We start from the raw sequence: 19000 nt of genomic DNA on the forward strand, positions 1-19000 counted from the left end.
GGCGCGGCGGGCGCCGGGCGGCGCGCCGGGCGCCGGGCGGGCGGCCTAACCCGGCCGACCGGCTGCGAGCTGCCAGGCACCCGCCGCGTGCTGCTGCCGCCAGAACTCGGCAAACCGGCCACCCGCGGCGAGCAACTCGTCGATCGAGCCGTCTTCAACGACTGCGCCCTCGTCGAGAAACACGACCCGGTCGGCCGCGCGGATGCTGCTCAGACGGTGCGCCACGATCACCCGGGTGCGAGGCATCGGGTCACCGATCAGGGCGCTCGCGACTGCGGCCTCGTTCTCGGTGTCGAGCGCGCTCGTTGCCTCGTCAACGAGGAGCACGGGTGCCGGCTTCAGCAGCGCCCTCGCGATCGACACGCGCTGGCGTTCGCCACCCGACAGCGACCCACCGCCCTCGCCGACCCGGCTCTCCCACCCGTCGGCGAGCCGAGCGACGAGCGAGTCGACCTGTGCAAGCTCGGCGGCCTGGGTGAGCTCCTCAATACTCGCCCCCGGCTTGCCAACAAGCACGTTGTCTCGCACGCTCCCGTCGAAAAGGTAGGGTTGCTGGAATACGACACTCACAAGCTCGCGCCGCGCTGCACTCGTCAGCGTTGCGGCGTCGACTCCGTTGACGCGCACAGCACCCGCGTTCGGGTGGTGCAGCCCGGCGATGAGCGAGAGCACCGTCGATTTGCCCGAGCCAGAGGGCCCGACGATCGCGGTCGTTGTGCCCGGTTCGAACCTCAGGCTGAAGTCGCGAAGCACCGGCTGAGTTACTTGCTGAGGCACAGCACGGGGCCCCGTCCGTGCCGTCACGCGGGGCCCCGGTCGAGCCGTCGTCGAGGCCGAGGCACTTCCTTCAGCGCCCGCAGCAGCGCCCGCAACAGCGCCCGCAACAGCGCCCGCAACAGCGCGTGCAGCAGAGCCACCTGCCTCGCCATACCCAAAGGTCACCGACTGCAACTCGATAAGCGGGGCCCCGCCGGCCAAACGATCGGCACCGTCAGCCCCGACTCGAGCGCGAGCCCTCGCACCGGCACCAACTCCGGCACCAACACCGGCACCAACCCCGGCGCCAACCCCGGCACCAACACCGGCCCCAACCGCTACACGAGCGCCCTCCCCTTCGGGCACAGTGGGAGCTTCGAGCACGGCACGCACATCGCGCAGCACCCCGGCAGCAGATTCGACCCCCGGTGACAGTTCGGCCATCACGGTGAAGGCTTCGAGGTAGCGCACGACAACCACGATGAGGGCGACGGCGGCAGCGGCACTGAGCTGACCGCCAACGCTCAGCACCACGATGGTGCCGGCGAGCCCGATAAGCGCGAGCTGGCTCGCGAACCCGAAGATGAGCTGGCCGGGTATCTGCAGCAACAGTAGCCTGACACCCGCGCCGTGCTGGGCGGCAAGCGCCGCCCCGACCTGGCTCTGTTCGGGCGCGACACGGCGCGCGGCCCGCAGTGCCTGCTGGGTGCGTGCGAACTCGACGATGCGCTCGGTGAGGGCGCTGTTCGTCTGTGCCGCGGCCCGATCGGCCGACCTGCTGATGCGCGCGGATAGCCAGAACGCACCGAGCAGCAGCGGCACGCCGGCGAGCGCTGCGACCGCCAGCGGCCAGGCGATGGGCAAGAGCGCGAGCGCGATCACTATCGGCAGCAGCACGGCTCCAACGATGGGGGCGACGAGGTAGATAATCAACCCGACGAGGTCGGGCCCTGTCGCGGCGACGGCCCGTCTCGCCGTTGCGGTGTTCGCGCCGGTGAACCAGCTCAGGCGAATCTCCGAGAGGCGATCGGCGACCGTTGCCTGCCCCGTCTCGAGTAGCCCGAAACCGAGGTCAAAGCCTCGCTTCACCGTTGCCGAGTCGACGAGCCAGCCCGCGACCGTTGCCGCTGTGAGCCAGCCGAGCCAGGGCCACGCAGCGCTCGGGTCGTCGCCAAACAGCGCGGCAACAAGCGGCACGAGCAGCACGGCACCGACGGCGCGAAGCACCGCCCCGAATGCGGTCAGCGCGAGATGCCGGGCGAAGCGCCGGCCACCGCCCGCGGGCAGCAGGGTGAGGAGCGTGCGTATCATCGGATTGCCTCCGGCAGCAGATCGGTGAGTGTTGAGTCGACGCCGGCGCGGGTGCTGCTGTCGCCGCCGGGAGCGTCGCCGGGAGCGATGCCAGCCTCCCAGAGCTGCCGGTACCGGCCGCCGGCCGCGAGCAGTTCGGTGTGCGTGCCAGACTGTGCGATGCGGCCCCGGTCGAGCACGACGATGCGATCGGCGCCGGTAATGGTGTGCAGGCGGTGCGCGATGACGAGCACGGTGCGGCCGGCGGTGAGTTCGGTCAGCGCGCGCTGTACAAGGTACTCCGACTCCGGGTCGGCAAATGCGGTCGCCTCGTCGAGCACGAGCACCGGGGTGTCAGCGAGAATGGCACGCGCGATGGTGAGCCGCTGCCGTTCGCCGCCAGACAGCGCGGCGTCGGGGCCGAGCACCGTCTGGTACCCGTCGGAGAGGCGCAAAATGCGCTCGTGTATCTGGGCGGCGCGCGCGGCAGCCTCGACCGCGGCATCGTCGGCGCCTGGGGCGGCAAGGGCGATGTTCTCGCGCACGGTGCCATGCACGAGCTGCGCGTCTTGGAAGACGAAGCCGACGCGCCCGTAGAGCTCATCGGCGGTGAGATCGCGCAGATCGCTACCCCCGATGCGGATAGCCCCCGCCGTCACGTCGTTGAACCGCGCGAGCAGGCTCGCAAGCGTCGATTTGCCCGACCCCGAGGGCCCGACAAGCGCGGTGACGGTGCCGGGCGCGAGCGTCAGGCTGACGTCGGCGAGCACGGGAACGCCTGGCCGGTAGGCGAAGCCCACGCCATCGAACGAAACCGTGCCTGGCGGAGGAGAGCCGCCGTCGGCGGCCGCGTGGTGCTCGCTCGCGGGGAGTTCGCGCTCGGCCATTCGCAGCGGATCCGCGACACTCATCGCAAGCTCCGGCTCGTCGAGCGCCACCTGAATGCGCCGGGCGGCGAGCAGCCCGGCGCGCAGCCCCGACAGCCCGTAGCCGATGCCGAGCAGGCGCGCCCCGAAGGTTGTGCCGAGCAGCAGAAACGGGAGCAGGGCCAGGGGTTGCATGAGGCCCGTCGCAATGAACAGCGTGCCGGCCGCGCAGATGAGCAGCAGGAAGGTCGCCGGCCGCGTCGCGAGATCGATAAACGCCTTCTGGCCAGACAGTGGCCGCTGCCAGAGTTCGAGGAAGCCGGTGTATTCGGCGAGCCGTGCGCGAAACGACGAGGCCGCTGCTCCCCCGAAAACGCGCACCACGGGCTGCCCTTCGAGGTAGGCACCGGCCTCGTCGTTCATGCGCTCCGACCATCGCGACGCCTCGGCGGTGCGGGCACCCGACTGCACGAGCATGATCGCCATGCCGACGATATATGCGATCACCGGAATGAGCAGTAGCAGCGCGATGCGCCAGTCGGCGACGAACAGGTACGCGAGCACCGCAACGGGCGCGACGACCGCGTTCACCGCGTCTGGCACGGCGTGGGTGACGAGGTAGTGCAGCGCGAGCGTGTCGTCTTGCACGAGCTGCTTCACCTGCCCCGACCCGCGCGTGTCGAACCACCCGAGCGGCAGCGTCGAGAGTTTGCGCAGCAGGCGCTGCCGAAGGTCGCGAGCAAAGCGCGCGTCGACCCAGTGCAGCCATACGAGCACCGCGGTCGCGAGCAGCACGCCGGCGCCCATCAGCCCGACGGCCCACAGCCCAACCCCCCAGAACCGCTCGGGCGGCGCCCCGGCGATCAGCAGCCGAGAGAGCTCGACGAGCAGCACGAAGGGCGCGAGTTGCACGAGCGTGACGAGAGCCTGGGCGACGCCAGAGAGCACCATCGTCGTCTTGAGCGGTGCGAGCAGGCGGGAGCCGGCTTGTGAGCGCCACGCACCACGCCCCGGCGATGCGCCAGCTTGCGCCGGAGGAGCCTGCCTGTGCGCCGGCCCAGCGGCCGCCGCCGACTCTGCAACTGCGGCTGCGGGCGGCAGCGGTTCGGGATCCGCCTTCGATCGACTCTTGCCAAACGCACGCCCGTAATACCCGTAAGCCTGCGCGTGCACCTCGGATTTCGGGAAGCCGAACTCGTCGCGCAGCCGAGCCCGCAGATGCTTGAGCGAACCTGACTCCGGGGCCGCCCAGGTGTACCAGTCAGACCAATCGCGCGCCTCGACCGCCGCCGCGAGCGATGCCTCGCCGGCCCGCGGCACCCAGTGCACGCTCGCGCGCGGGTGTTCGGTGAGCGGAATGAGCCTGTCGGCGTCGTGCCGCTGCTCGAGGTAGACCTCGACCGGGATATCGGCCGGGACGGCCGCGACGATCGCGTTGATCGCCGGTATCGACGCGGCGTCACCGATAAGCAGGTAGCCGGCGGGCGGCTCACTCGCCACCTCGAAGCGCGTCGACCCGAGCGCGTTTGCCTGCACCGTCGATCCGGGCACAGCAGCTGCGGCCCACGCGGCGGCGGGCCCAGTCGGTTCGTGAATGACGACGTCGACGGCAAAGGTGCCCGACTGTTCGTCGACCTGCGTGAGCGTGTAGGCGCGCTGATACTCGATGCCGGTCTCTGCGTCTGGAAACCAGAAGCGCAGGTACGCCGTCGGGCCGACAGCAACCTCGGCGATGAGCGACGGCGCCGACATCCAGATGCGCTTGAAGTGCGGGGCGATCTGTTCGATCGCGGTCACTGTCACGTCGTGATCGCGGGCGCCGTAGGCCCGGGTCATCGCGCCAGTGAAGCCTCTCTTGGCCATTATTTTCCCTCCCCTGCGGCAACGAGCGCCGCGCGAACTTCTTCGAGTGGGCGACCGGGCGGCGCCGCGGCAACAAACCCTTGAATCGCGGCGCCGAGCCACATGCGCACGTACTCCGCGGTGTCGACCTCGGGCAGCGCGCGGTGCGCAGCGGCGAGCCTGGGGTCAGCGAGGATCTCGTCAAGCGCGCTCCTGCGCTGCTCGTCGAGCTCTCCGGCTCGTTCCCGCTGAGCCTCCTCTGCTGCGGCAAATCCGATCGCGAGCGAGGCGACCGCTGAGCACAGCACGATCGCAGCATCGGGGGCATAGCCACGCTGCCCGAGCGCGCGCGTCGCTGCGGCTAGCAGTTCGCGGCCGCCTTCGCCGCGCGGAAACAGGGTTTGCACGTAGGCGGCGAGCCCGGGGCGCTCGAGGATAAATGCGCGCAGCTGTGTCGCGAGCGACAGCAGATGCGGCACCGTGTCGAGCGCCGGGTCGTCGACGATGGTCAGCTCGCTCAGCATGTCTTCGCCCACGAGCCGTTCGAGCCCCCAGCGCCCATCGACGTGCCGGTAGAGCGCGGTTGCGCTGACGCCGAGTTTGGCCGCGACGGCGCTCATGCTGAGCCCCCTCAGCCCGACCTCGCGGCCCGCGGCGACAATGTCAGCCAGTTCGATCTGCGCTGGTCTACCGCCGGTTCTCGCCACGCCCGCTCCGCTCGCCTCATCCTGCAGGGTTACACCCCATAACAAAGGTAAGCCTAACCATCATCTGCTGAAGCGTCAACGGCGAGTTCGATGCCCGTCCGAATCGTCAGTGGCGCTCGTTCGCTGTTCATGGCGTGTCCGTACGTGAGAGGTCGATAGTTGCGTGGGGCTGCCAGATGTCTGCGCGGCGGTGTGTGACGAAGAGCACGGTGGATCCGCGCCTGACTATCTCGTCAGCGATACGCTGCTCGGTCGCTTCGTCGAGCGCCGAGGTTGCCTCGTCGAGCAGCAGCACCGGGGGTGCGCTGACGAGGGCCCGCGCGATCGCGACCCGCTGACGCTCACCGCCAGAGAGTCCCTGCCCGTGGCTGCCGACTGGCTGATCGATGCCGCGCGGGTCACGCCGCACCACCGCGCCGAGCTCGGCGGCGAGCGCGGCGCCCCGCACCTCGTCATCGGTGGCGTCGGGCTTTCCGATGCGGATGTTTTCGGCGAGGGTTCCCGTGAATACGACCGGTTCCTGTGGAACGTAGGCGATGCGCCCGGCGAGCGCTGTTTCGGCGAGCGAGCGCAGCGGAACCCCGCCGAGCAAGACTTCGCCGTGGTCGGGGTCGTCAAAACGCAGTGCGAGGCCGAGCAGCGTGCTCTTTCCGGCACCGCTCGGCCCCGTGATGTGCACCCGCTCCCCCTCTGAGATGCGGGCGTTGACAGCGCGGAGTGCCGGTGCATGGCTGACGTCGTGCAGCTCGATGCTGCCGCCTGCGTGGCTGGCGGCCCCGCCAGCAGCATCGGCCACGCCGCCCAAGGGCCGCGGGAGCGTTGGCGCCGCAGCGACCTCGCGAAACGCCGTTGTGTGCGTGCCGAGTTCGCTGAGTGATATCCCGATGAGCGCAAGATCGTCGAGTGGTGCACTCGCGCGGCCGGTCAACACGAGCAGCGCGAGCGCTGCTGCCGGGTCGGTGAATCCGCCGGTGAGCCACAGCATGATGAGTACCCCCGCGACCGGCAGCACACTGGCGAGCTGTGACACGAGAGTCGCTGGCGCGGCCGCGCGGTTGGTGCGCGCCATCGCGGTTTCTTGCGCCGCCCACGCTTGTTCTGCTCGTTCGAGTGCGCGCACGGGCCCCGCGGCCGTGCGAAGTAGTTCGAGGCGGTCGACGAGTTCGAGCGTCGCGGCGTTGGCACGCCGTTCAGCCTCGTGCCTTCGGGTGTCGGCGCGGGCGAGGCCACGCTGCGCGAGCGCTTGGACGGTGAGTGCGGCGCCCAGGAGCAGGAGCACGAGGCCCGCAGGCGCCGGCCCGCTCACGAGCGCAATCGCGACGACCATTCCCACCGGGATCATCGGCGACAGCACGAGCGTTTGCAGCTGGTGCGCCGGCACCCCCATGAAGGTGGGAACGCTTCGCCCGGCAGCCGCGGTCACGAGCGCACGATGCTCGGCCGTGAACCACGAAAGCTTCGCACGCGCGAGCGCGGCACCCATTTCGCCGTAGAGGTCGCCGGCGAGCCTGGCGCCGGCGAGGTATCCCTGCCGCGATACGATCACGGTCGCTGCGAGCGCGGCAGCGGCGGCGAGCAGCACCGGAGCTGCGCCGCCGCCGTGGAGGATCGCGAACCCCAGCGAGGCGTAGGCAGTGACTTCGATGGCCGCGACAGCGACCCACCCAAGCGTCACGCGGGCCAGGCGGCGGCGAGCCGCGAGCGGCAGGCCGGCCTGAGTGTTTGAAATGGCGGAGGTCATGCGGAGGTACCTGCTTCGGACTGGTGCTGCGGAGACGAGGGTGACGAGGAGCCGGAAATGGGCGGCCCGAGAGCAGGGAGCTCGGGTTCCGACGGCAGCTGCGCGGATGCGAGAGCAACGTGCCGGTCGCTCCTGGCCGCGAGCTCGGGGTCGTGGGTCACAACCACCACCGTTTTGCCTTCGACGTGTGCGAGCTTTTCGATTTCGGCCCACACGCGCCCGGTAGTTGCGGCGTCGAGGGCGCTCGTTGGCTCGTCGAGCAGAATCACGGGCGCGGGCGAGAGGAATGCGCGAGCGAGGGCGACGCGCTGACGCTCGCCGCCCGACAGCGTCGCTGCGTCTGCGTCGAGCCGCGCGCCCAGTTGCGCGCGGCTGAGTGCGCTCGCACACTCAGCGTCGCTTGCGCCCGGCGCGCTGAGAAGCAGGTTCTCGCGGATCGTTGCGGCGAGCACCGCGACCCCCTGCGGCACCAGCAGCACCGTGTCCGCGCGCGTGGCTTCGCTAATCTCGGTGATGCTGGTGCCTCCGACGATCACGCTGCCGGCGTCGATGGTGTGCAGCCCCGCGAGCACGCGCAACAGCGTGGTCTTCCCCGCCCCGCTCGGCCCCGTGACCGCGGTGATGCTACTCGCGGGCGCGGTCAGCGTCAGCTCCGAAAGCACCGCCCGATCGTTGACCCGCACGGTGATCGCGTGCGCGGCAATTGACACTCCGGTTTCGGCGAGCACCGTGTCAGCGTTCAACACACCGGCAAGCACCTCACCTCCCGTGGGGAGGGCCGGCTCCGAGAGCAACTCGCCGACACGGCCTCCCGCCGCGCGGCCAGCGGCCACGAAGTCGAGACCGTGACCGAGCCTGAGTGCCGGGGTGACGAGCGCGAGGCTGAGGAGGAGGATCGCGGCGAGGGTTGACGTGTCGTTCGCCGCGCCCACGGCGTAAGCGATCGCGAAGCTCGCGGGGGCCTGCAGGAGCGCGACGGCTACCGCGGCCGGGGTCGCGACCCGCCTCACCCAAGCGACCATGCCCGCGGTGAACCGCTCGGTAGCACTGGTGTAGGTCGCGAGCGCCCCCGAGTCATTTCCGAAGCTTCTGAAGACGTGGATCCCGCGCGCGTAGTCGTCGACCGCGGTGGTAATCTCGCCCATGACGCGCCCGCGCTCTGCCCCGTGTCTGGCTGACAACGGCGGGAGAACAGCGAGGTAGACACCGCCCGCGAGCACCCCGGGGATGAGGGCCAGGAGCGCCACCGGGCCGGCGAGTGTGAGGAGCAACACGATCGCGGCAGCGGGCACCACAACGAGTGCGGCGATTTCGCTTGGCAGGTGCGCGATCATATGGTGCAGCGCCGCGATGTCGTCGGAGACGAGCCTGCGCAGCCGATCCGCCGGGTAATCACTCAACCGCTCGGCGGGGAGCCGCAACACGCGCCCGGCGACCGTTCGGCGAAGCCGCGCCTCGAACGTTGCCTCGACTGCGTGGGCGAGCCAAGAAGAGGCGGCTGCGAGCAGCGCGGCGCCCACCCACGCGGCACAGATCCACGCGACACCGCCGGCCGACGGCTCGGAGATCATCGCCACGATGCCCCAGATTGCGGCGAGCGCGGTGGCGCCGGCGAGGGCCGCTGCGAGCACCGCGAGCAAGAGCGCGGGCATCGACGGCCGCAGGGCCGGGACGAGCGATGGGTGGAGCAGCGCGGGGCGCTGGCGAGAATTCTTGGTTGCCACGTCACGAAGTATACGCGTATAGTTAGGCGACCCTAACCTTCATAGGATGAAAATGACGCAACTGACTCCCGATCGAATTCTCGACGAGGCGATGGCCCTGCTGGCGGCAAACGGCGAGGCCGCGCTCTCAATGCGGCCCCTCGCTACGAGGCTCGACGTCACGCCGATGGCGCTGTATCGCTACTTTCGAGATCGAGATGCGCTTCTCGTCGCGCTCGTCGCCCGCGTCTCCGAGGGGATCGAGGTTCCGCGCCGAACGAGCGCCCCGGCCGATCACGCCGCCGATCACGCGGTCGAGATCGCGCTCACACTGCATGAGCTCCTCGTGACGCACCCGTGGATGATTCGCCTGATCTCGACCGGCCGCCTCGCAAGCCCCGCCGGCCTCGAGTTCTCGGAAGCGCTCCTCGGCTGCGCACGCGACTGCGGCCTCGACACGCAGGCCTCATTCGTCTTCTACCGCACGATGTTCGCCGCGATCCTCGGCCAAGCGACAATCTCGCACGCAAAAACGCAGCACGAAGGCAGCGCGATCTCCGAGCACGCACTGGCAAGCGCACCGCCGCTCGTCGCGAGCCTCGCTCCCGAGTGGGCCCACCTCGACGCCGCGGCCACCCCCACAGCGGTGTTCCACGCGATCGCCGCGCAGCTGCCACAGCGCTAACCCCGTCTTCACCACGACTTTTCTTCACCGGCACTCGCCACCACCATCACTCAACTACACCACCACTCACCTACCAGATAGGACGGCACACCCATGCCATCACCCATTCGTCGCGCCGCTTATGCGGGGCTCGCAGCCCTCGCCGCGGGCGCCCTCCTTCTCACCGGGTGCGCATCGAGCGCTGCACCAGCCGACGGATCCGCCGCCGCCACGACCGGCGACGCGCCTGGCCACTTCCCGGTCACAATCCACAATGCGTTTGGCGATGCGACGATCGACGCGCAGCCCGAACGCGTCGCCGCCCTGGGGTACGCTGACGTCGCACTCGCGTCAGCGCTCGGCGCACACGTCGTCGCGGCGCCCGAGTCATTCACGAGCGTCGCTGGCGCAGGCGACGAGAAAAACCTCCCCTACATCGATCCGCTGCCCGATGACACGACGTGGCTGAACCCGATGGCCATCAACGTCGAGCAGGTCGCTGCGGCGAAGCCCGACGTGATCCTTGCGACCGCGGGATTCACGCTCGACGAGGCGCTCTACGCCCAGCTCAGCGACATCGCTCCCGTCGTCTCCTACGAGCAGGCGCTCTACGCGGCGACAAGCGAAGAGTCGGCGCTGCGTATCGGCGAGGCGCTCGGCGAGAGCGAGGCCGCAGCGAAGCTCGTCGCCGCCGCAGGCGACGCGGTCGAGAAGCTGAAGGCGGATCTACCAAATCTCCAGGGCGGCACATTCCTCTACGGCCAAGCGCGAGACGGTGTCGTCGTCATGCTCGTCGACGAGGCGAACGTGACCGCGAAGTTCATGCAGCAGCTCGGCCTCGTCTCGCTCCCCGCGGTCACCGACCTCGGGGGGCAGGGCTCCGTGCCCGGAGCCCTCGACGTGAGCTTCGAGCAGGCGCCGCTGTTCAACGACGCGGGCGTGCTGTTCATGACCTACCAGTCAGACGCACTGCAAGAGAAGTTCGAGACCGACCCCATCATCTCGAAGCAGCCGATCATGACTGAGCGCTACATCCCGGTCGGCCTCGAGGCCGCCACCGCGCTGCAGGATCCGAACGTTGCATCGGTGCCGTGGCTGCTCGAGCAGCTGCGCCCGGGCCTCGAACTCATTCCCGCGAAGTGACCGCCACGCTCCAGGAGGCGCGCCGCACGAGCGCCTCGCGCCTCCTCGGAGCGCTGGCCCTTGCTGCGGCCATCCTCGCCGCCCTCTGCTGCGCAAGCCTCCTCATCGGATCGCGCAGCGTGTCTCCCTCCGCCTTCGCCGAGGTACTCGCGGGGCGTGGCACTGACGAACTGCACACCCTGCTCTGGGAAGTGCGACTCCCACGCACCCTTGCGGCGGTGCTCGTCGGGGCAGCACTCGCGTGGGCCGGAACGCTCATGCAGGGCATGACCAGAAACCCCCTTGCGGACCCTGGCCTGCTGGGCGTGAGTTCGGGAGCTGCGTTCGCTGTGACGATTGCGATGAGTTGGTTCGGCGTCCGATCCGCCACCGGCATCGCAGCGAGCGCAGTCGCCGGGGCAGCGATCGTCACCGCAGCGGTACTCGCGCTCGGGCTGCGCGGAGCCGCGAGCGGCACAAAACTCATTCTCGCTGGCGTCGCCTTCAGCATGACCGTCTCCGGGGTGCAGTCAGCCATTACACTTCTCAACCCGCGCGCGCTCGACGCGATGCGCGCCTGGTCTGCCGGTTCGCTCGCGAGCCCCAACATCGGCGTGCTCTGGCAAACGCTCCCCCTCATCGCGTTCGGCGGCATCCTCGCGTTCGCCCTCGCGCGCCCGATCGACGCGCTCGCACTCGGCGACGACACCGCCCGCGGGCTCGGCTCACACCCCTTCCTCGCCAGGGCAGGCACCGGCATCGCCGCAGCGTGCCTCGTCGGTGCAGCAACAGCGATCGCCGGGCCGATCGGCTTCATCGGGCTGATGGTGCCACACTTCATTCGGCCGTTCACCGGCCCGAACACCGCACGCATGATCCTCATCGGCACGCCGGTCGGCGCGGCCCTCCTGCTCGTCGCAGACATCCTCGCCCGCGTCGTGCTGTGGCCCGGCGAACTACCCGTCGGCGTCGTTGCGGCTGCGCTTGGCGCGCCCGTCATCCTCACCGTGCTGAGGAGGCGCGCATGACCCGCACCAGTCACCCACAATCGTCGCCACCGGTCGCTCCCACACAGCACGATGCGCTCCCCTCGCCCCCGGGCGCCCGCTGGCGCTGGGCGGCAGGCGTTGCCCTACTCTGCGCTGTGCTGCTCGCCGCACTCGCCGCGGGAGACCTCGCGCTCAGCCCGTCCGAGGTCTGGGCTGCACTCACCGGCACGGCAAACGACTTCACCCAGACCGTGGTGCTGGCGTGGCGACTCCCCCGCGCGCTCGCTGCCATCGCGTTTGGCGCTGCGCTCGGCGCGGCCGGATCGATCTTTCAAACCCTCACACGCAACCCGCTCGGCAGCCCCGACATCATCGGCTTCAACACGGGCGCCTACACCGGCGTGCTGCTCGCGCTCATCATCATCCCGGCTCCTGGCTTCGCAGCCACCGCAACCGCGGCGCTGCTCGGCGGTCTCGCCGCCGCGGCGCTCGTGCTGCTGTTCAGTTCGCGTTCTGGGGTGGGCGGAAACACCTTCGTGCTCGCGGGCATCGCGATCAGCGCGGCGCTCGGCGCCCTGAACACCTGGCTCGTCTACAAGACCGACACCGCGACGGCGACGGCCAGCTCGGTGTGGGCCGCGGGAACACTCGACAACACGCGGTGGGAACTGCTGCAGCCCGTACTCGGTGCGCTGGCGGTCATCGCGGTGGCTACCGCACTCCTCGTGCCCAAGCTGCGCATCATCGAGCTCGGAGATGACCTCGCACACGCACTCGGGCTGCGGGTGAGCGCCACTCGACTGTTGCTGGTCGGCTGCGCCGTCGCGCTCACGGCCGTGACAACTGCGGCCGCGGGGCCGATCATGTTCGTCGCGCTCGCGGCGCCCCACCTCGCCCGCGCCACGCTGCCGCGCACGCACCCGACACTCGCAGCGGCTCTCACCGGAGCGCTGCTACTGAGCATCGCCGATTGGATCGCGGCACACGCATTTGCCCCGACACAAATCCCCGTCGGGGCCGTCACCGTGAGCCTTGGTGGGGTCTACCTCACGCTCACGATCCTCTTCCGCAAGCGCTGACGGGCCGCGCTGATCGCGTGGCTACTGCGCCCGGGCCACCAGCCGAATCTTGTTGCCCCACGGGTCTTCGACCACGATGCCGTGCTCGACGACCTCGTGACCGTAGCCCGCGGCATCGACGCGGGCGGTCGCCTGCTCGATGTCTGCGGCTGTCGGCAGGGCGACGGTCAACGCGCCAAGCCCAACCTCGGTGGTGCGCGGGCCCGCGCCGGCGCTCTGCCAGGTGTTCGTCGCAAGGTGGTGATGGTAGCCGCCAGCGGAGTAGAACAGGGCGCCCTCGGACTCTGACACCACATCGAACCCGAGCGTATCCGCGTAGAACGAGCGCGCCTCTTCGAGGTTGCCCACCTTCAGGTGGATGTGGCCGATCACCGCGGTGCCCGCGGCCTCGCCGTCGAGGTGCTCCTCGATGAACGCGTTCGGGTCGAGTGGCTCACTGCCCATCTCGACCTGGCCGTCGTTCCACTGCCATTCCTCGCGCGGGCGGTCGACGTAAAGCTCAACGCCGTTCCCCTCTGGGTCTCCGAAATAGAACGCCTGGCTCACAAGGTGGTCTGCCGAGCCCTGATAGCTGCCAGGAGCGAGCTGCGCCGTCTGCAGCACCGCCTTCGCGAGCGACGCCTCATCGGCGAACAGAATCGCCGTGTGGTAGAGCCCGGCGTCTGTTGCCTGCGGCAGGGGTTCGGCCGACCGCTCGAGCCGCATGAGCGGCACGTCGTCCATCCCGAGCGTGACCGCATCTGGCTGCTGCTCGATGACCGCGAGGCCGACCGCGTTTTGGTAGTAGGCCCGCACGTTCTCGAGGTTTTGGACCTTGAGCTCGGTAACGCCAAGCTCCATTGCCGCTGGCAACCCGTTCGCCCGCTCCAGTGGGACGCCTGCGGCGTCGACCGCGCCAACTGCATCCGCCGATGCACTCGCCGACGTAGCGTCGCGACCGTTCAGCACCGCCCAGATCACGCCGCCGGCAATTGCGGCCAGCACTATCGCGGCGATCGTTATGAGGAGTGGTTTGGGTGCGCGGCGGGCAGTCTTGCTCGTGCGTGTCATCGGTGTGGATCCTTCGGTTACTTCGTGTCTGGCCTGGGATGTTGCTGATGGGATGTTGCTGTTGGGAGTTGCGGGGCTGGGGTCGGCGTTCACGTCACGTGCGCGCGGCAAGCAGCTCTTCCATGAGTTGAATCTCGCTCTGTTGGGCTTTGGTAATGCTGCCAGCGAGATCCGTGACGACCGGATAGTCGCTCCGCTCCAGCACGGCATCGGCCATGTCGACGCCGCCCTCGTGGTGCGCGATCATGAGCTCGAGAAACATGCGCTCGGCGGCGATGCCGCTGAGCGTTCGGAGCTCGTCGAGCTGCGCGCGCGTCGCCATCCCCGGCATCACCGCGGGTACCTCGCCTACCGCCGCTGGAAGGTTGTGCGCGGCATGGCTATCGCCCTGGGGAATCGGGCGATGCATCCAGGTCATCGGTGGCTCTGGCGACGCCTGCGGGAGGCCCCACGTCGCGAGCCAGCCAAACATCTGCCCCGCCTGCTGCGACTGCGAGGTCGCGATGTCGTACGCCAAGAGGCGAATGTCCGGCGACTCCGTGAGGTCACGCACGATCATCGACATCTCAACGGCCTGGTCGTGGTGCACCTGCATGTCACGCGCGAACCCCGCCTCGGCGCTGCGGGTGGTCGGTTGCGGATCCGCCCCGGCGCTCGTACGCCCGATGATCAGCGAGCCGGCGACGAGCACAACGGCGAGCACCGTCACGACAAATGCCGTGAGCCCGGTGCTGCGCTGACTATGCGACAAGGCCCGGGCCCTGGAGTGCCCCGGAGCACGAGGCGCCCGGCTCCGGCGCGTTCGGCGACTTCCAGTACCTGTCGATGAACTGCGTGAGGCGATCATCTGACACGGTGTCCATCTGAATCTGCGCGCCCCATGCCGACGCCATGAACGGCGCGGGCTGCCCCGGGTACGGGGAGAGGATCGTGTACTGGTCGGGGATGGCGGCCCGCAGCGCCTCAACGTCTGCCTCGGTTGCGGCCTGCGGGTCGTAGGTCACCCAGACCGCGCCGTGTTCGAGCGCGTGCACCGCGTTCTCGTTCTGCTGCGGCTGGTTGTAGACGCCGCAGTTCAGCCAGATCTGCGAGTGGTCGCCGCCCGCCGGAACCTCCATGCCGTAGCTCTTCTGATAGTCGACCGGCGACGGATCGATGTGGGTTGCCGGGAGATTCGGGAACTCCTTGAGCCCCGCGATCTCGATGTCTTGCGGGCGTTGCTGCGGCTCGGCCGAGGTCACCACGAAGGTGACGACAAGCGCGAGCACTGCCGCCCCGCCGACCGCCCCACTCACGGTGGCGATGCGTCGGTTGCGCTTCCGCGCGGCTTCCTGCTGCTGGTGAGCTCGGACCTTTTCAGCGCGCGCTTCAGCCCGCTGCTGCTTGGTGGTTTTGCGATCTGCTGACTCTGACATTCGACCCTCGCCCCATTTGGTTGTTGCGACAATCATTTATCAGCGGCCTGAGAGAAACCTCCGCGCAGGCCTTTCAGCCACGGTGCTTGGCCAGGCGTTCGCCAATGGCCTCTGTGATCTCACCGAGCGAATCAAGTTGCTCCGGCGTCAGCGCGTCGATCACGAGACTGCGCACCAGATCGATGTGGGCGGGAATCGCGCGAATGAATTCTCGTCGCCCGACTGTCGTCAGGCACACGTTTGTTGCACGGCGATCAGTTTCGCTCGGGACCCGCTCGATAAGTTCCCGCTTCTCCATGCGCGTGGCGACGTGGGAGAGGCGCGGCAGCGTTGCCGCGGTCGCCTCGGCAAGCTCGGACATTCGGAGCACCGAATCGGGCGCGATGTAGAGCGCCGACAGCACCGTGAACTCGAAATGGGTCATCCGCGAATCCCGCTCGAGCTGGGCATCGAGCAGGTGCGGCAGCAGCTGCGCCACCCCAATCAGTCCGAGCCACGCTCGAGACTCCCTGGCGTCCATGCGCGGGGCAAAATCTGTCATACCGCCATTTCATCATTTCCGAGGCGCGTGCGCACACCTCGCGGCAGCCGCGATACCCCAACCCAGCGCCGCACAGCTCACGCGACCTGCACCCGCGATGCGCCGACGACGAACTCGATCGACAGGTCACCCCCGACAGCCTCCAAATAGCGGCGGTTCGTACCAACTTTCGCCGTTTCAACCGTGGCGCGATCTACCGGATGTTTCTCAAGAACACCATCGAGTTTCATGCGCCCCTACTTCCCCTTCACGTTTTGACGGCGCGTTTCGAACCGCTCACCGATTCCACGATCGGCCGCCCAAGCTGAGGACCGTGTTCCTGCAGGAGCTCAATTGGGACACCACTTGCACCCGCCTCGATCGATCGTCATTCTTCGGCAAACAGAAGCCCCTACTGACCGCCTTTGTGGCGAGCGACAAACGAGAGCCGCGCGCGCTCCGCAGCTTGCCAAGCCTCATCACCTTGATCGAGCTGGCTCGCCGGAGCAACTATTCGGTCGAACATCGCTTGCAAAGGCAACAAGTCTCGGCGCTCGGCGGCGGCTCGACACGCACTGTCATTAGTCGCGCCCCGCACGGAGCGCCAGTCAAGTTCCCATCCAGCCTCGCGTGCAACGCGGTTCCAGAACACTCGTTGAGTTCTGCCATTGCCTTCTCTGAAGGGATGCACATAGTTGAATTGATCGTAGTGATACGCCGGGCGCACAATGAAATGCGACCGTTCCAATTGTTTGAGGTCGCTGTTCGAATCTCGCCGGCCCACTCGTAGACATCCTGAAACAGGTGCCTGTGGATTGCGCTTAGCTCGGCAAGGCCGCCTGTGGGCGTTGGTGGGTGGTCATGGAATTGCACCAACCGAGCAAACGCGAGATCTCCTTCGGCTTCATCGAGCGAGGCCTGAGTCAACGCGCCGATCTTGTTTCTCAGAACCCCTGTTTCAGGATCGAGATAAGGGTCGACGAAATCAGTCGAGTCCATAGCGGGCGCGAGCGCGAGCTACCAGCTCGTCAGAATCGATCCGCCCAGCGATGTACTCCTGCGCATCTGCCTGGCCAGCTTGAGAAACTTCAAGGCCTTCCATCTCACCGCTATGAATCGCCTCTGCAACGCGGCGTTCACGTTCAGGTTGCGTCATTGTGGGGGTGGTGGTTGGCAACATGTCTCCTGTCGAGCTGCTCTCTCCAGTTTACCGCTGCCCGATCGCAACCGGTGAGCAATTTCGAACCTGCACACCACCCAACAGTAACGCGGGCTGGAGCTGACCGGGGAAGCAAACCTGACTGGAGACCAACGCCGCTCGCCCCGATCCCGCGTCACTGTTTGGCGAGCAGCAGTTCACGCACCTCGCGGCGCAGCACCTTGCCGACCATCGATCGTGGCAGCTTAGCGACGAACTCGACCCGCTTGGGCACCTTGTACGGGGTGAGCCTCGTGCGGCAGAACGTGCGCACGGCCTCCGGCTCGAGCTGCGCACCGCTCCGAGTCACGATCGCCGCCGCAACCATCTCGGCCCCGTCTCCGCGCGGCAGCGACACGACCGCCGCATCCTCAATATCGGGGTGCGACAGCAGCACCTCCTCAACCTCAGAAGGAGACACGTTGAAACCGCCAGTAATGATCAGCTCTTTACGCCGATCAACGACCGCCACAAACCCATCCGCCGAGACGGCCACAATGTCTCCGGTGCGCAACCAACCGCCTTGCAGCAGTGTCTCTGCAGTGTCTTCCGGGCGCTTCCAATACCCCTGGAACACCTGGGGGCCGCGGAGCAGGAGCTCTCCCGGCTCCCTGACCCCCACCTCAACCTCCGGGTCGTCGGGGTCGATCACACGAATCTCGGTGCTCGGGAACGGGACGCCAACGGACCCTGGCCGACGGGATGGGCCCGCGGGGTTTCCGAGCGCGACCGGTGAGGCCTCAGTCATGCCGTAGCCCTCGACGAGCAGGCCGCCAGTCACTTCTTCCCAGCGCTGCACGGTCGAAACCGGCAGTGGCATCGCGCCCGAGATCGCGAATCGCACCGTCGAGAGATCGAGCTCGTCGTGCAAAGCTGCGCGCGCGAGCTGGTCATAGATGGGCGGTACCCCCGGCAGGAACGTCGGGGGCGAATGCTTCGCAGCCTGCTTCACGAGACCGACGTTAAACGTGGGGAACAGCACCAGGCGGGCACCGATGCTCATCGCAAAGGTGAGACACAGCGTCAGGCCGTACGCATGGAACAGCGGCAACACCCCGTAGAACACCTCGTCGCCCTCGCGCAGCCCGGGCAGCCACTCCCGGCCCTGCATCGCATTCGCGCGCAGGTTCGCGTGAGTCAGGATCGCCCCCTTCGGCCGCCCCGTCGTGCCGCTCGTGTACTGCAAGACGGCGATGTCATCGCGCGTCGGGCCCGCCACGCGCTTCGAAAGCCGCTTCCCCAGGAGCGATTCCCACGATCGCATCGATTTCGATGCGGGTCGCGCGGTGAGCTTCTTTCGCGCGGCACGGGCCTTCGGAATCGGCAGTCGGAGCGCGAACCGCTGCAGCGCGGGCATCGCTGTGGTCATGTTTACCGTGACGATGTGCTGCGGCCGCACGTCATCAGGCAGGCTATCGATCTTCTCGCTCGCAACATCCCAGACGATCGCGAATGTAGCTTCGTGATCTTCAAATTGGTGGCGCAGTTCACGTTCGGTGTACAGCGGGTTGTGTTCGACGACGACGGCGCCCAGTCGCAATACTGCGTAGAAGGCGACAACGTGCTGCGGGCAATTGGGCAACACAAGCGCGACCCGGTCCCCCGATTTCACACCCAGCTTTCGCAGGCCCGCGGCGGCGCGCTCAACCTGCTCGTACAGTTCCTTGTAATTCGTGGTGCGCCCAAAGAATTCGAGCGCAACATGGTTCGGAAACCGCTTGGCGCTCGCCTGCAACGCTTCGGGGAGCGTCTGCACCACAGGATCAATCTCCGGGCGAACCCCCTCGGCGTAGGAGGTCAGCCACGGGCGCGCCTCATCTGGCTGGGCCCGGTCGAAAACTGCAGTCATGGCACTGGCCGTCCTATCCTCGGTGTCTCACCAGCCTATGCAGTGCCCTATCCGCCAACACGCATCCATCGAGCGGATCAGCCGCCGATGCACGTGCAGCGCCCCTCGACCGGGAGCCAACGCCGAGAAGCCGCAGCCGAAGGGGTATCGGCCAAAACGTGTGGATGGAATCTTGATCTAGCCGCATGATCACGCGCTAAAACAGGGAT

General features: G+C 68.0%; 17 protein-coding genes. 4 read left to right on the forward strand and 13 right to left on the reverse strand.

Annotated elements, in window-relative coordinates; translation table 11 throughout:
* Positions 1 to 45: 45 nt before the first annotated feature.
* The 5 genes from ABD115_RS12695 to ABD115_RS12715 all read right to left on the reverse strand — a co-directional run bounded on the left by ABD115_RS12695 (position 46) and on the right by ABD115_RS12715 (position 8926).
* Positions 46 to 2067 carry an ABC transporter ATP-binding protein gene (locus ABD115_RS12695; protein ID WP_343961409.1) on the reverse strand — a complete coding sequence of 674 codons (2022 nt, stop codon included), beginning with the start codon at positions 2065 to 2067 and terminating at the stop codon, positions 46 to 48.
* On the reverse strand, positions 2064 to 4748 hold the full coding sequence (locus tag ABD115_RS12700) for an ABC transporter ATP-binding protein/permease (RefSeq protein WP_343961411.1): 2685 nt from the start codon (positions 4746 to 4748) through the stop codon (positions 2064 to 2066). Before ABD115_RS12700 ends, ABD115_RS12695 begins: the two co-directional genes overlap by 4 nt.
* A 26-nt stretch (positions 4749 to 4774) precedes the next feature.
* Positions 4775 to 5461, reverse strand: a complete 687-nt coding sequence (locus ABD115_RS12705; protein WP_343961413.1) for a TetR/AcrR family transcriptional regulator — start codon at positions 5459 to 5461, stop codon at positions 4775 to 4777.
* Between the two features lie 127 nt (positions 5462 to 5588).
* Entirely contained in the window at positions 5589 to 7202 is a 1614-nt protein-coding gene (locus ABD115_RS12710) for an ATP-binding cassette domain-containing protein (protein WP_343961415.1), read from the reverse strand.
* The gene (locus ABD115_RS12715; protein WP_343961417.1) at positions 7199 to 8926 is read right to left on the reverse strand and encodes an ATP-binding cassette domain-containing protein; all 1728 of its coding nucleotides are present in this window, start codon (positions 8924 to 8926) and stop codon (positions 7199 to 7201) included. Before ABD115_RS12715 ends, ABD115_RS12710 begins: the two co-directional genes overlap by 4 nt.
* Before the next feature lie 52 nt (positions 8927 to 8978).
* On the opposite strand from ABD115_RS12715, the gene ABD115_RS12720 reads away from it, so the two are divergent.
* From ABD115_RS12720 to ABD115_RS12735, 4 genes are all read left to right on the forward strand, one after another.
* Positions 8979 to 9590: a TetR/AcrR family transcriptional regulator gene (locus ABD115_RS12720; RefSeq protein ID WP_343961418.1), complete on the forward strand. Its 612-nt coding sequence runs from the start codon at positions 8979 to 8981 to the stop codon at positions 9588 to 9590.
* A 93-nt stretch (positions 9591 to 9683) separates the two neighbouring features.
* Complete coding sequence (locus tag ABD115_RS12725) at positions 9684 to 10712, forward strand: ABC transporter substrate-binding protein (RefSeq protein WP_343961420.1); 1029 nt, start codon at positions 9684 to 9686, stop codon at positions 10710 to 10712.
* A complete protein-coding gene (locus ABD115_RS12730; protein ID WP_343961422.1) occupies positions 10709 to 11719 on the forward strand; it encodes a FecCD family ABC transporter permease in 1011 nt (336 codons plus the stop codon). The genes ABD115_RS12725 and ABD115_RS12730 overlap by 4 nt, the downstream gene beginning before the upstream one ends.
* A complete protein-coding gene (locus ABD115_RS12735; protein ID WP_343961424.1) occupies positions 11716 to 12759 on the forward strand; it encodes a FecCD family ABC transporter permease in 1044 nt (347 codons plus the stop codon). The genes ABD115_RS12730 and ABD115_RS12735 overlap by 4 nt, the downstream gene beginning before the upstream one ends.
* A gap of 21 nt (positions 12760 to 12780) precedes the next feature.
* Here the strand turns inward: ABD115_RS12735 and ABD115_RS12740 are convergent, their stop codons facing one another.
* The 8 genes from ABD115_RS12740 to ABD115_RS12775 all read right to left on the reverse strand — a co-directional run bounded on the left by ABD115_RS12740 (position 12781) and on the right by ABD115_RS12775 (position 18791).
* Positions 12781 to 13809 carry a VOC family protein gene (locus ABD115_RS12740; protein ID WP_343961427.1) on the reverse strand — a complete coding sequence of 343 codons (1029 nt, stop codon included), beginning with the start codon at positions 13807 to 13809 and terminating at the stop codon, positions 12781 to 12783.
* Between the two features lie 94 nt (positions 13810 to 13903).
* Entirely contained in the window at positions 13904 to 14560 is a 657-nt protein-coding gene (locus ABD115_RS12745) for a DUF305 domain-containing protein (protein WP_343961429.1), read from the reverse strand.
* The gene (locus tag ABD115_RS12750; protein WP_343961431.1) at positions 14550 to 15224 is read right to left on the reverse strand and encodes a thioredoxin-like domain-containing protein; all 675 of its coding nucleotides are present in this window, start codon (positions 15222 to 15224) and stop codon (positions 14550 to 14552) included. The genes ABD115_RS12745 and ABD115_RS12750 overlap by 11 nt, the downstream gene beginning before the upstream one ends.
* Positions 15225 to 15297: 73 nt before the next feature.
* Complete coding sequence (locus ABD115_RS12755) at positions 15298 to 15744, reverse strand: MarR family winged helix-turn-helix transcriptional regulator (protein WP_343961434.1); 447 nt, start codon at positions 15742 to 15744, stop codon at positions 15298 to 15300.
* A 98-nt stretch (positions 15745 to 15842) separates the two neighbouring features.
* Positions 15843 to 15995 (reverse strand): hypothetical protein, encoded by a 153-nt coding sequence (locus tag ABD115_RS12760; RefSeq protein WP_343961437.1) that lies wholly within the window; start codon positions 15993 to 15995, stop codon positions 15843 to 15845.
* Positions 15996 to 16156: 161 nt separating this feature from the next.
* Positions 16157 to 16528: a Fic family protein gene (locus ABD115_RS12765; protein WP_343961439.1), complete on the reverse strand. Its 372-nt coding sequence runs from the start codon at positions 16526 to 16528 to the stop codon at positions 16157 to 16159.
* Positions 16529 to 16729: 201 nt separating this feature from the next.
* Positions 16730 to 16924, reverse strand: coding sequence for an antitoxin VbhA family protein (locus ABD115_RS12770; protein WP_343961442.1), 195 nt, complete (start codon positions 16922 to 16924; stop codon positions 16730 to 16732).
* Between the two features lie 154 nt (positions 16925 to 17078).
* A complete protein-coding gene (locus tag ABD115_RS12775; protein ID WP_343961444.1) occupies positions 17079 to 18791 on the reverse strand; it encodes a long-chain-fatty-acid--CoA ligase in 1713 nt (570 codons plus the stop codon).
* Positions 18792 to 19000: the final 209 nt, after the last annotated feature.

Origin of the sequence: Leucobacter albus (genome assembly GCF_039528015.1) — a bacterium.
Lineage (GTDB): Bacteria > Actinomycetota > Actinomycetes > Actinomycetales > Microbacteriaceae > Leucobacter > Leucobacter albus.